Origin of the sequence: Pedobacter westerhofensis, assembly GCF_900182595.1 — a bacterium.
Taxonomy (GTDB): domain Bacteria; phylum Bacteroidota; class Bacteroidia; order Sphingobacteriales; family Sphingobacteriaceae; genus Pedobacter; species Pedobacter westerhofensis.
In genome coordinates, this window is sequence record NZ_FXTN01000010.1 from 123,813 (window position 1) to 136,567 (window position 12,755).

The following is a 12,755-nucleotide window of genomic DNA, read 5'->3' on the forward strand; positions in this document are numbered from 1 at the left end:
AAATCAGAGTTTCTTTTTTTTTAGCTATCCCATCAGCAGGATCTGTATAGGGTCACCCTTTGTTATCGGTATTAACTCCTGCCTCTCCGCATGCTGCCTCCCATGCTGCCGCCGGGGAAGTTCTGCAGTCTCCAGTTTAGGCTAAGCAGGAAATAGCGCGTTACCTGGTTGCTCCTGCTCTCGGTAATGGAGTTATCAGAAATTGTCCTGTTTACGTTATTTCCCTGGTTAAGCAGGTCGTGCCCCTCCAGTTTAATACTGCCTTTTCTTTTAAAAAAGGTTTTCTCTACATATCCGCCAATCAGCAAAGGATTCCTCCCGGGAATGGCAAAGCCCTGATTGATCGTTTTAGAGCTGGTTATACCTGCATTGAGGCTCTGAAGGATAAATACTTTGGCATCTGTATTAAACAGCCAGGTCTGGATGATATTGGAATTGGAAGAGGCCAGTGAATACACATTGCTCCTGTAGTTGTATGAGGCGCTGGTGTTTACCATCAGCCACTTTTGGTTCATCCGGAGCGACAGTCCCTGGTTTAGGCTTAACCCTTTCCCAAAGTTCCTGATATTATCTGCGTATGAAACCCTGTGATTATAGGTGAGCCCGCCCTTCACTTCAACATTATACTTCTTTCCCGAGATTGGCAGCGACCAGTAATAATTACTGCCAAAGTTATAATTTCCACTTGTGTTCAGGTAACGGGTTTCCTGCTTCAGGCTGTTTAAGGTGTCGCGGATCAGCACCGTATTGCTTACTACCTGGTCCTGCACCACGGTCCCGCGGAGCATCAGCTGCAATGTACTCCCATTGGCGGGGCTGACTGAACGGTAGCTTAAATTCAGGGTATGGTTAAAGGAAGCTTTCAGGTCTGGATTTCCGATGATTACATTCTGAAGGTTACGTGTATCAGGAACGGGCTGCAGCTGATTAAAATCGGGTGCATTGCTGTTCCCGCTATACACCATGCTATAGGTAGTTTTTGGGGAAGGAATAAAATCTACCCTTGCTACCGGCGATATATTAAAGCCGGTCCTGCTGATCTTGTCTGCCCTGCCTTCATATGCCCCGGTAAGTACATTGGGCTGGCCTGTAATACCCGCACTGTAATTCAGTTTTTTTGTGGTGTACCTGTAATTTAAACCGATGGTATGGGTGCTGAAAGAAGAGGTATACTTGTTGCTCAGCGAATCTACCCTTCTGAATTGGTCCATATCATCCTTTACATTGGTCAGCAGCGCATTACTGGTATGAGTATACGAATACACATAGCTAAAATCTATACCTCTTTTTACCAGTGAATCCAATGGATTTCCCAGCGGTTCGGTGATCGTTACCGTGGCATTTACATTGCGCATACGGTTACGTGTGTCCAGCAGCTGGTTTCTTAAAGAATCTTTCACCAGCATACCGCTTTCGGGATCATAATAGCCAATCCTGTTGTTCTGGTCCTGGATAGAATTACTGATATTGTTGCCCGCTGTAAACCCTGCTGAAACCGTGCGCCCCGGCTTTTTAAAGTGGCGTGCCATGTTAAAATCAGCATTCAGGTTAGGGCTGTGCAGGTCAGAATGGTTTGCATTCAGCAGATCCTGACGGATCACCCCGGTCTGTTTTGAAGAAGTTAGCGCATCGCTGACAGAATTGTTAACAGAACCGCGGATATTTCCCTGTATATAGTTTTGCCCGTCTACCGATTGTACGCCCATATCAAAATTATGGTTGGCTCCCTTGTTTTCGCTTTGGGAAATGGATTCATTGTAAATCGTGCCCAGGGAGTTCACGGTCTGGATATAACTTTGCTGGTTCAGCTCCGTCCTGTTGTGCTGGTAATTGTAATTCCCGTTGATCGTCAGGTTCTTTCCCAGTTTGTCCCTGAAAGTAAATCCTGTATTCTGGCTGTTGTTGATGCCGGCGCCATTATTGGTATTGCTTGCCTTGGCATGTACGCCGATTTGTTTATCGTCACGCCAGATATTGGCATTGATGCCCGCGTCATAACGGTCATTGGTTCCCCCGCTTACAGCAGCATTTCCAAAGGTGCCCCTGTTCCTTTTATCTTTAAGTACCAGGTTCAGCATTTTCTGCGGTTCCCCGCTTTTAACGCCCGTAAAGTTTGCCTTATCACCGTAGTCATCAATTACCTGGAGCTTGTCAACAATCCCCGCAGGCAGCTGTGAGATAAACTCTTTCACATTGCTGGTAAAAAAATCTTTCCCGTTCACACGCAGTTTTGTCATTTCCTTGCCAGCGCTCGTTACGTTGCCATCTTTATCTATTTCAATACCGGGAAGCTGTTTGAGCAGTTCATCTACATTATCACCTTCACGGACAGTATATGCCGAAGCATTAAATTCTACGGTATCCTTCATCAAGCGCATGGGGATAATCCTGGCCTTGATCACCACTTCTGCCAGCTGGTTGGAAGCATCCTTTAAGATCAGCGCAGGTATCACCTGCTCATTTCCGCTTATAGCAAGGCTGAGGTCAGTGCTGGCTGGCAGATAACCTACACCGCGAACCAAAACTGATACTAAAGGATACGAGGTTGCCGGGACAGTCAATGACGATGAACTAGCCTCTGATGTTGCCGTAGCGTTGGTTGCAGCTGTGGCCCTTGAAGATAAGGAGGACACCGTTCTTTTGATATTAAAACTAAAATTCCCAGCAGAATCTGTAGTGGTATTCAAAGTATCCTTACCTGTGATTAATCGTACATTTGCACCCGGGATACCCATTTTCACAGTATCCTGAATCACTCCGCGCAGCTTAATATAAGTTTGAGCCTGCACAGCTTCAACAAAAAATAAGCTGAACAACAGAAAAAACAGGCAACTGGTTTTTATCTTCAAAATTGTTTTTAAATAATTAGAAACAGGCTTAACTTATGTTATTACACATTGCATCACACAAAATTTCTCCTAAGATAATCATGATTATGATGATTCAGACTTTAAAAACTTAAAATCTGCCTGCCACTGACTGGAATTGTTACCAGATCATTTATTAACAAAGAAAGGCTCCCTTGCAGGAGCCTTCTCATTATTTATTGGTGTGTGTTTCAGTTTGGATGGAACTGATTTTATATACGTCTTTTTTTGCACCGCGGTTTCTATCTGTGGGACAACTGAAAGGTTCTAACTGTTCTTTTTAAATAAATAGTGACAAACCATCCATTCATTACCACTTCTGTAACCAAACATTTCCGCACACGCTATAAAAGACAGTCGCCAGTAGACCCACCATTTCAAGGCTTGATCTTCACCGTATATTTTTTCAAACATCGTCATAATCTCTTTTTCATGGCTATCCATATTACTCAGCCATGCTTCGGCAGTCCTGGAATAATTCATCCCGTTTACTACCCAGTGTCTATCGATGGCAAGGTCGTCATTGAAATAGCTTAGCAGATGGTTGGACGGCACCATTCCGGCACCAAAAAAGTAATTGTTCATCCAGTCCGTCCCGTCTTTTACCTCAAGTTTATAGGCAAGTGTATGATGGCTGAACATATGAACAAAGAGCTTTCCGTTATCTTTCAGAAAGCCATTCACCTTTTTCAGCAGCATTTTATAGTTCCGCATATATTCAAACATTCCTATAGACACTACGCGGTCAAATTGCTGCAGGATTTGAAAAGTATTCATATCTGCAGTAATGACGGTAAGGTTGCTGATATTTCTGTCTTTGGCAGTCTGGTCGATAAATGCTTTTTGTATAGCGGAATCAGAAACTACAGTGATCCTGCTTTCAGGGTATTTGGCCGAAATAAATAATGACATTGAGCCCCATCCGCATCCCAGTTCCAGTATGTCCTGCCCGTTCTGAAGGTCTGCACGCTGGCAGGTCAGCTCGAGCATATCTTCTTCAGCAGTATCAAGATCAGTTACCCCCGGCCGCCAGTAGCCGGCAGAACTTTTCAGGCGTTTGCCAAAGCAGTACTGGTAAAATTCAGGAGGCAATTTATAATGCCGCCGCCTGGCATCTTCGTTAGCAAGGGCTATCGGAGAGTTTTTGAGCTCTTCAAGAAAATCGTTTAAGCGATGCTGCTGAACTTCGGCATCTTCAACTGTTTCTTCATTCAAACGGTGTTTCAGCAGGATACGCATACCTATCCGGAGAATAAAATCGGGCAGTTTATTCTGTTCAATGAACCTATTGTACCACATTAAATTCGCAATCAGGGAGTTTTTATTATACTTTTCTGATCCTGATAATATGCAGCCAATGCATCACCTTCATCAGGGGATAGGTAGGATCAAATTCGAACCATTTGGAAGCAAAATTAGGACTGTTGGGTTTTTTGTGGTGGTTATTCTGGAACAGCTCGCCCATCATCAGAAAATCCAATGGCAGTGAGTTTTTACTGTGGTCGTTATTGTCGTGGTTTGAATACCCGTATTTATGTCCGCACCAATTTACAATTGCACCGTGCAAAGGCCCCATCAGAAAGTGGACCGGCAGCAACAGGAACATCCACCATGCAGTAGCAAAGGTAACGTAGAACCAAACATAAAAGCTGATAAAGATCAGGCGTGTTACCCATGAATCACCAATACGGTCGATAATCGGCCATGAAGGATATTTATCACGAAACTGCTCTTCAGGCTCTTCGTTGTATTTGGCATAATTGAGGTATATATTTTTTGTCTGGATCATCATTCCCCAAACATCTTTCACGAAATGCGGAGAATGCGGGTCTTTCTCTGTATCAGAAAAAGCGTGGTGCATCCGGTGCAGGATGGCGTATGCCCGGGGGTTCAGAAAAGAAGAGCCCTGCGAAAGAAACGTAATGGTATAGAACACCTTTTCCCAAAAGCCATTCATTTTAAACATTTTATGCGATGCATAACGGTGTAAAAAGAAGGTTTGCGAAAAAAGGGACAGAAACCAGTGTAAAACAAAAAATAAAAGAATAATCATAGGTTGAATGTACTAACGAAAAAGAACACCTGTTTGGATGTTCAGTTGAGGATTTAGGAACAGGATTTGCGGGAAATGCTGAATTGGAATAAAAAACTTAGAGGGGCAGAACAAACACTCAGGTATGCAGCCGGAGATGCACACCTGAGTGCTGATATTGTATAAGGTATATTATTATCTTCCGAAATCGTCTGATACACGAACGATGTCCGATTCATCAGATGGGTTTGAAGGATCTGTATGCTGCCAGATTTCTGAAACAATGCCCCAGTCGTCCAAACCTACCAGACGGTGTCTTTCACCTTGTTTCAACTTGATCGTAGTGCCTGGTGTTAATTGCTGAACTTCGCCCTGCTCATCAGTTTCGCTGGTGATCACGCCTGTTGTACCGCTTACTACGCGCCATATTTCTGCACGACGGTGGTGATATTGCCATGAAAGACGGGTGTTTGGTGCTACAATTAGGATTTTAGGACTTAACTTGCCTCCTATACGGAGATCTTCAACATTTAATCCATCGAAATAAACATTAGCAAACTGCTGCGCCTGTTCTTCATCAATTACAAAAAAACCTCCCCATGGACGGGTCTCATCACGGTTAACTACATTAAAACCTTCAATCTTTAGTCGCTGGGCAACACTGTCGAATATTTCTTTTTTCTGATCTGACATTATATTTAATATTTTGATCTTCAAATATAATCATATCAGCTTAAATACCTTCACCTTAAAGAAATCTATGAAAAAATATCACTGAGGTTACATTAAGAGGGTAAACAATTAATCTAATTGCCCCTTAATATTTGTATTTTCGCATCCGAAACGGTTGAGAAAAGGCAAAAATTACCTGAATTATACCGTTTGGTATTAAATATAATCTTACTTTTGTAACTGTATATCAGGCTTGAAAGCAGGATTAAATCAAAAATTATATAAAAGCATATGTTAAAAAGAGTGGTTATCACTGGCATCGGGGCTTTAACCCCGTTAGGAAATGACGTAAATACTTTCTGGAGCAATACCGTAGCTGGTAAAAGCGGAGCGGCAAAAATCACCCGGTTTGATGCTTCACTTTTCCGTACTCAATTCGCCTGTGAGCTCAAAGATTTTGATGTTACCAAATATCTGGACAGGTCTGATATCAAAAGGACAGACCGCTTTACCCAATACGCACTGGTGGCTTCTGATGAGGCGATCAAAGATTCAGGATTTGAATTTGATAAAATGGATCCTTTTGATGTTGGTGTAATCTGGGGTTCTGGTCAGGGCGGTATGGATACATTTGAACAACAGTCGGCAGAATATGCACTTGGCAATGGCACACCGCGTTTCAGCCCTTTCTTTGTTCCTAAACTGATCGCCAATATGGCTTCGGGTATGATTTCTATCCGTAACGGCTATATGGGAATCAATTATACAGCAGTTTCTGCCTGCGCTACCTCCAATACCGCAATCATGGATGCCTTTAACTATATCCGTCTGGGTAAAGCCAAGGTGATCATTACCGGTGGTTCAGAAGCACCGATATCTGCATCTTCTGTAGGTGGGTTCTGTGCAATGAAAGCCATGTCTGCACAAAATGATTCACCGCTTACGGCATCAAAACCCTTTGATATAAACCGTGATGGTTTTGTGATGGGCGAAGGAGCAGGTGCCCTGGTACTTGAAGAATATGAGCATGCCGTAAAACGCGGTGCACATATCTATGCTGAGGTTGGCGGTGCAGCGATGACCGCTGATGCTTACCATATGACAGCAACACATCCTGAAGGACTGGGCGCTTCCAAAGCGATGACACTTGCGCTTGAAGAAGCCGGAGTAACCATTCATGATGTCCATTACCTGAATACGCATGCGACTTCTACTCCTGTAGGAGATTTGTCTGAGACAAATGCAGTGATCAACCTGCTGGGAACAGGCAAAAATAACCTGCTGATCAGTGCAACCAAATCAATGACCGGCCACTTACTGGGTGCTGCCGGCGCAATCGAGGCAATTATCTGCTTACTTTCTATGAGAGACAGCGTGATTGCACCCACAATCAACACAACTGAAATTGACCCTGCAATACCGGGCAATCTTAATATTGTAATTAAAGAAGCGATCCCTGCGAAATTAAAAGTAACAATGAGTAATACTTTTGGATTTGGCGGACATAACGGGACCGTAGTTTTTAAGGGCGTATAAGTTTGCCGCTTGCTTGCCCTAAGATAATTTTAAAAAACCTAACCCTGATATTTCGATGCCTTCTGCTGCTTAACGCAGCAGAAGGCATCAAAATATCAGGGTTAGGTTTTTTAGTTTATTCTGAAAGATGACGGACAAGCAAAATGGCAAATTATAGCTGGGGATGTCCGGGGGATGTAGGATAAGCGAAATGCCGGTCCTCGCATGGGTACTATTGCAGACACAGTCCGTATCTCAGCATAATTCTTATTTTAAGCACAGACTTTATTTTAGACACAGTCCGTATCTCAGCATAGTTCTTATTTTAAGCACAGACTTTATTTTAGACAAAAGCCTTATTTTAAACACTGTCCCTATTTTTTATAGGGGTTGATCGTCCTGATCGTTCCGTCAGCCTCATGTTCCAATGTGGTTACCTTTACATTTCTCAAATGGGTTTTACCGCCTGATAATTCGGTATCATGGTAAAAAATCAGCCATTTTCCTCTATACTCTACAATTGAATGATGGGTTGTCCATCCTACTACCGGAAGCATGATCACACCCTGGTAAGTAAACGGGCCATAAGGTGTATCCCCTATCGCGTATACCAGCTTATGCGTATCACCGGTAGAGTATGAAAAATAATATTTTCCATTATACTTATGCATCCATGACCCTTCAAAAAAGCGGCGGTCATGATCTCCGCCCAATAGAGGTTTGCCTTCTTTATCCAGGATCAGCACATCCTTAACCTCACCGTCAAATTGTTTCATATCAGGTGTCAGTTTAGCTATTTTTGCCGTCAGTGCAGGTTCTTTATCTTTTTCAAGATCTGTTTTTGAGCCATTGGCCGCGTATTGTCCTTTGCTCCATCGTTGCAGCTGACCGCCCCAGATACCGCCAAAGTACATATAGGTGCTGCCGTCAGTATCTGTAAACACAGCAGGGTCAATACTAAAACTGCCCTTTATCGGTTCCTTTTCAGCAGTAAAAGGCCCGGCGGGTGTAGTTGCCGTAGCTACGCCAATCCTGAAAACATCTTTTTTATCCTTCAGCGGAAAATAAAGAAAGTACCTGCCATCCTTATAAGCGGCATCAGGTGCCCAGAGCTGCCTGCCGCCCCAGGGGATATCTTTCACAGTTAATGCCACACCATGATCAGTTACCGGTCCGCCTACACTATCCAGAGAGAAAATATGATAATCATCCATGGCAAAATGATCGCCGTTATCATTTTCAGCAATGCCGGCATCAATATCATGGGAGGGGTAAATGTAGAGCTTGCCATCAAAAACATGTACAGAGGGATCTGCCGTGTACATTTTTGTAATTAATGGCTTTGATATTGCCCCTTTAAAAGCGGTATCGTCAGCCGTTTTCTTTTTTTCCTTACATGCAGTCAGCACCAGTAAAGGGAGGCTAAGCAGCAGGATCAGTTCCTTGTTCATCAGTTTTTGCATCATATTTGGTTTGTATTGGATTTTTTTTAGTTCAGCGACCTTCCTATTCCCATTTCCAGTCCCCTTAATTCTGCAAGCCCCTTTAGGCGGCCAATTGCAGAATAACCGGGGTAGGTCTTTTTATGCAGGTCGTCCAGCATCTGGTGACCGTGATCAGGACGCAGCGGCAGTGAAATTCCCGTTTGCTGCATCAGCAGCACCAATTCTTTCATCACGGCAAACATGTCTACATCACCGTCCAGATGGGCAGCCTCATAAAAATTACCATCCTCATCCTGTCTGGTATTTCTCAGGTGCACAAAGTGGATCAGTTTACCATAACGCGAGATGATCCCGGTAAGGTCATTATCGCGCCGAACGCTTAGCGAACCGGTGCAATAGCAAATCCCGTTGGCAGGAGAAGGACAGGCATTCACAATAAAATCAAGATCAGCCTCAGTGCTCACAATCCTCGGCAAACCCAGGATCGCATAGGGAGGGTCATCCGGATGGATCGCCATTTTAATGCCTGCAGATGCTGCCGCGGGGATGATCTCCCTTAAGAAAAAGCTGAGGTTATCCCTTAAAACTGCAGCATCAATAGCAGCATAGGCTGTTAGTGCATTCAGGATGATTGCAGGAGTAAAGGGCTCACCAGAGCCGGGCAGACCAAGCAGGACGCTGTTAAACAGGTAATTTTTTTCTGCACTGTCCATGGAGGCAAACTTTGCTTTTGCCACTGCGGTTTCTGCAGCGGAATACTCCGCCAGTGCCCCCGGCCGTTCCAGCAAAAAAAGATCAAAAGCCATAAATGCCGCCTTTTCAAAACGCAGGGCCCTGCTGCCATCAGGCAGGGTAAATGAAGGATCAGTCCTCATCCAGTCCAGCACCGGCATAAAATTATAAGTGACAACCTTCAGCCCTGCCTCCGCAAGGTTCTGGAGGCTTACCTTATAATTCTCAATCAGTTCGCGGTAATTTCCATTACGCATTTTTATCGCTTCATGGACAGGCAGGCTCTCTACTACGTTCCATTCCATCCCTGCAGCTTCAATCATCTTTTTCCGCAGTAAAATTTCATCGCTGCTCCAGATATCCCCCACAGGGATATGGTGCAGGGCCGTAACAACCGCCGTACAGCCCGCCTGGCGGATATCCTGCAGGCTTACCGGATCGGCAGGCCCAAACCAGCGCATACTTTGTTCAAATTGTATCATCAGCTATGCAATCGATTTTCAGTTAAATCATCAAAATCCGACAGAATTACCGCCGTCAACGGGCATAATCACTCCGGTTATATATTTGGCATTTGCCGAGCTCAGGTAAAAAACGGCATCAGCTATATCTTCGGGCAGTCCCAGGTAACCCATTGGCGTGCGGGAAAGCACTTTATTCTTTCTTTCGGGATCATTGTCGAGCGCTTTGGATGACATATCAGTTTTAATAAAACCCGGTGCCACACAATTGATCCTGATCCCCAGCGGAGAAAGCTCCACTGCCATTGCTTTGGTCATCCCTTCAATGGCAGATTTTGCCGCAGTATAGGCGATTACCTTTGGAATACCATATTGGGCGGCCATAGAACTGATATTTACGATTGAGCCGCTGCCCGCAGCCGCCATCAGCCTGGCCACTTCCCTGCTCATGGCAAAAACAGAAAGAACGTTGGTTTGGATCACATGAAAAAACTCATCGTCTGTCACTTCCAGAAATGGCTTCTTATGATTGATGCCGGCATTGTTCACCAGGATATCCAGCTGACCAAATTCAGCTACAATTTCCTGCACGCAGGCAGGAATAGCAGCTACCTGCTGAAGGTCAAGAACTTTATAACTGCATAAGCTGCCCAGTTCCGCAGCAGTTTCCCGAAGGTTTTTTTCATTCCTGCCGATCATCACGGTAGTGATCCCTTCTGAAACTAATCTCCGCGTGATCGCAAGGCCCAAACCCGCAGCACCACCAGTAACTATGGCAACTCTTTTTTTATTGGTCATCTGTTTTATTTTTTAGTGTTGAAGCCCTCACCACCAGCTGCGACTTTAAGATTACGGTATTTGCCAGTGCGGCATCAGCTTCTCCTTTAATCTGGGTGACGAGATGGCGGGCGGCAATTTTGCCCATTTCTTCGCCCGGATAGTTTACGGTAGTGAGCATAGGCTCCGAGATCCGGGAGATCACATCATTGTTAAACCCGGCGATGGCGATGTCTCCGGGTATTGTTAGCCCTGCATCTTTAAATACTTTCATGCAGATCACCGCAGAAAGATCGTTTGCCACAAATAGCGCATCCGGCCGGGTTTTCATCTTTATAATTTCACGGGCAGCCCTGATTGAAGATTCTTCGGTAAGATCGGTCTCAAAAACCAGGGATTCATCGTAAGGGATGCCATGCTCTGCAAGTGCAGACTGGTAACCTGCTTTTCTGTCCTGGTACACATTCCGCATCAGGCTTCCTGTCAGGTGGGCAATTTTTGTGCAGCCCTGCGCTATCAGGTGCGAAGTTACCTCATACCCCGCCTTTGTATTATTGATCACCACGGTATTAAAATCATCGTTTTCAATCACTCTGTCTACAAAAAGCAGGGGAATGCGGTGGCGGATATACTCAGCAAAATGATCCAGGCTGCTGGTATTGGCCGCCAGGTTCACAATCAGGCCGTCTACCCGGTTGTGCAGCATCGTTTTCGCGTATTTTATTTCATTTTCTTCCAGTTCGAGCGACTGGCTGATGAGCATATTGTAATTGGCGCTATTGAGTTCTTTTTCTATCCCTGCCAGTATTGCAGAGATAAACAAGCTGTTCAGCCGCGGCACAATTACGCCTATGGTATTGGTTTTCTGGTTACGCAGGTTTCTTGCGAAAGTATTGAAACGGTAACCCATTTCATTTGCTGTATCAAATATCTTTTTCCTGGTCTTGGGGTTCACAGCAGGATTGTCCTGCAATCCCCTGCTAATGGTTGATGGTGCCAGTTTAAGACGCTCAGCGATATCATAAATGGTAATAATCTTCTCCGTGTTCATATATAGACAACCTTAATCAGGGTCTAAAGTAGTAAAATTTTAATAAAATGCAATCCGTTGCATTATTAAAACATCAAGAAAATCACCGCTTTACAAATTATGAGTTTAACAGCCTTGTTGTGGATTTACGGACGATCAGCCTGGGCTTTATACTCACAATTTTTGGTTCTACGCCAAAGTCGAACGCTTCCATTTCCTGGAAATAGAGATTGGCAATTGTTTTGCCCATACTGATGCTGTACTGATCTATCGTAGTGATCGATGGGCTTGTAATTTCTGTAAAAGGCTCATTTGAATAGCCACAGATCCCCAGTGATTCTGGCACCGCAATTCCCTTATCAGTGGCCACTTCCAGTACGCCCAGCGCAGAAAAATCTGATGTGGATGCAAAAATAGCGTCCGGCGGCTCAGGTAAGTTCAGCAGTTCAGCGGTAGCCTTTGCGCCCAGCTCTTTTGTCCATGCGTTTTCGCACATGAGCTCTTCCAGGATGGGAAAGCCGGATTTCCGCAAGGCAGTAAGATAACCCTCTTTGCGCTGACGGAAGATGTCGATGTCCTGCGGCCCTTCAAGTAAGGCTATTCTTTGATAACCCTGCGCCACCAGGTGCATAACAGCCTCGAAAGATGCGCGCTCATTATCGTTAATCACCTTAAATGTATCCAGCTCATTCACTACCCTGTCAAACTGGATCAAACGGATATGCCTGTCCAGCACCTGCTGCAGATGCTGATGAGAGCCCGTTTCTGCAGCAATCGAAATAATGATACAGCTTACATGCTGGTTGATCAGTGCATTTACACAATCCACCTCACGGGCATGAAGTTCGTTCGACTGGCAAATGATCAGGTTATACCCCTTTTTATAAGTCACTTCCTCCAGTCCTGCGATAATATTGGAAAAGAAATTCTGGTTGATCCTTGGCACCACCACCCCTATCGTAGGATTATTGCCCTTTCTCAAATTCGAGGCCATCGCATTTTGCTGGTAATTCATTTCCGCGGCAGTCTTCAGTACTAAGGCCCGCGTTGCAGCGTTAACTTTTGAACTGTTGCTGAGGGCGCGCGAAACTGAAGAAGCGGCTATATTCAGCTTCTGGGCAATATCGTAGATGGTAGTTCTTTTCTGGCGTTTCATTATCAATGCAAAAATGTAAAAAATAATCGGGCAATCGATTGCATAATAAAAATATTAACCTAAATTCG

Annotated in this window: 10 protein-coding genes; 1 reads left to right on the forward strand and 9 read right to left on the reverse strand. The window is 44.5% G+C overall.

Annotation, left to right across the window (positions count from 1 at the left end):
- Positions 1–71: 71 nt before the first annotated feature.
- From FN831_RS19320 to FN831_RS19335, 4 genes are all read right to left on the reverse strand, one after another.
- Positions 72–2,849, reverse strand: coding sequence for an outer membrane beta-barrel protein (locus FN831_RS19320; RefSeq protein ID WP_142529839.1), 2,778 nt, complete (start codon positions 2,847–2,849; stop codon positions 72–74).
- 285 nt (positions 2,850–3,134) lie between these two features.
- Positions 3,135–4,166 carry a class I SAM-dependent methyltransferase gene (locus FN831_RS19325; protein ID WP_142529840.1) on the reverse strand — a complete coding sequence of 344 codons (1,032 nt, stop codon included), beginning with the start codon at positions 4,164–4,166 and terminating at the stop codon, positions 3,135–3,137.
- A gap of 25 nt (positions 4,167–4,191) precedes the next feature.
- Complete coding sequence (locus FN831_RS19330) at positions 4,192–4,920, reverse strand: acyl-CoA desaturase (RefSeq protein WP_142529841.1); 729 nt, start codon at positions 4,918–4,920, stop codon at positions 4,192–4,194.
- A 174-nt stretch (positions 4,921–5,094) separates the two neighbouring features.
- The gene (locus tag FN831_RS19335) at positions 5,095–5,592 is read right to left on the reverse strand and encodes a cupin domain-containing protein (RefSeq protein WP_142529842.1); all 498 of its coding nucleotides are present in this window, start codon (positions 5,590–5,592) and stop codon (positions 5,095–5,097) included.
- Between the two features lie 270 nt (positions 5,593–5,862).
- Between FN831_RS19335 and fabF the strand changes: the two genes are divergently transcribed.
- The gene (fabF, locus tag FN831_RS19340) at positions 5,863–7,107 is read left to right on the forward strand and encodes a beta-ketoacyl-ACP synthase II (RefSeq protein ID WP_142529843.1); all 1,245 of its coding nucleotides are present in this window, start codon (positions 5,863–5,865) and stop codon (positions 7,105–7,107) included.
- 353 nt (positions 7,108–7,460) lie between these two features.
- On the opposite strand, the gene FN831_RS19345 is transcribed toward fabF, so the two are convergent.
- The 5 genes from FN831_RS19345 to FN831_RS19365 form a co-directional block, all read right to left on the reverse strand.
- A complete protein-coding gene (locus FN831_RS19345; RefSeq protein ID WP_246101633.1) occupies positions 7,461–8,552 on the reverse strand; it encodes a glycoside hydrolase family 43 protein in 1,092 nt (363 codons plus the stop codon).
- Between the two features lie 23 nt (positions 8,553–8,575).
- The gene (gene uxuA, locus FN831_RS19350) at positions 8,576–9,745 is read right to left on the reverse strand and encodes a mannonate dehydratase (RefSeq protein ID WP_142529844.1); all 1,170 of its coding nucleotides are present in this window, start codon (positions 9,743–9,745) and stop codon (positions 8,576–8,578) included.
- Between the two features lie 30 nt (positions 9,746–9,775).
- Complete coding sequence (locus tag FN831_RS19355) at positions 9,776–10,522, reverse strand: SDR family NAD(P)-dependent oxidoreductase (RefSeq protein WP_142529845.1); 747 nt, start codon at positions 10,520–10,522, stop codon at positions 9,776–9,778.
- Positions 10,512–11,552 carry a LacI family DNA-binding transcriptional regulator gene (locus FN831_RS19360; RefSeq protein WP_142529846.1) on the reverse strand — a complete coding sequence of 347 codons (1,041 nt, stop codon included), beginning with the start codon at positions 11,550–11,552 and terminating at the stop codon, positions 10,512–10,514. Before FN831_RS19360 ends, FN831_RS19355 begins: the two co-directional genes overlap by 11 nt.
- 97 nt (positions 11,553–11,649) lie before the next feature.
- A complete protein-coding gene (locus tag FN831_RS19365) occupies positions 11,650–12,687 on the reverse strand; it encodes a LacI family DNA-binding transcriptional regulator (RefSeq protein WP_142529847.1) in 1,038 nt (345 codons plus the stop codon).
- Positions 12,688–12,755 lie beyond the last annotated feature (68 nt).

What these genes read in the sequence shown, in the direction of transcription:
- FN831_RS19325 (WP_142529840.1), bottom strand. Translation starts at nt 4,166, where the DNA reads ATGTGGTACAATAGGTTCATTGAACAGAATAAACTGCCCGATTTTATT.
- FN831_RS19330 (WP_142529841.1), bottom strand. Translation starts at nt 4,920, where the DNA reads ATGATTATTCTTTTATTTTTTGTTTTACACTGGTTTCTGTCCCTTTTT.
- FN831_RS19335 (WP_142529842.1), bottom strand. Translation starts at nt 5,592, where the DNA reads ATGTCAGATCAGAAAAAAGAAATATTCGACAGTGTTGCCCAGCGACTA.
- fabF (WP_142529843.1), top strand. Translation starts at nt 5,863, where the DNA reads ATGTTAAAAAGAGTGGTTATCACTGGCATCGGGGCTTTAACCCCGTTA.
- FN831_RS19345 (WP_246101633.1), bottom strand. Translation starts at nt 8,552, where the DNA reads ATGATGCAAAAACTGATGAACAAGGAACTGATCCTGCTGCTTAGCCTC.
- uxuA (WP_142529844.1), bottom strand. Translation starts at nt 9,745, where the DNA reads ATGATACAATTTGAACAAAGTATGCGCTGGTTTGGGCCTGCCGATCCG.
- FN831_RS19355 (WP_142529845.1), bottom strand. Translation starts at nt 10,522, where the DNA reads ATGACCAATAAAAAAAGAGTTGCCATAGTTACTGGTGGTGCTGCGGGT.
- FN831_RS19360 (WP_142529846.1), bottom strand. Translation starts at nt 11,552, where the DNA reads ATGAACACGGAGAAGATTATTACCATTTATGATATCGCTGAGCGTCTT.
- FN831_RS19365 (WP_142529847.1), bottom strand. Translation starts at nt 12,687, where the DNA reads ATGAAACGCCAGAAAAGAACTACCATCTACGATATTGCCCAGAAGCTG.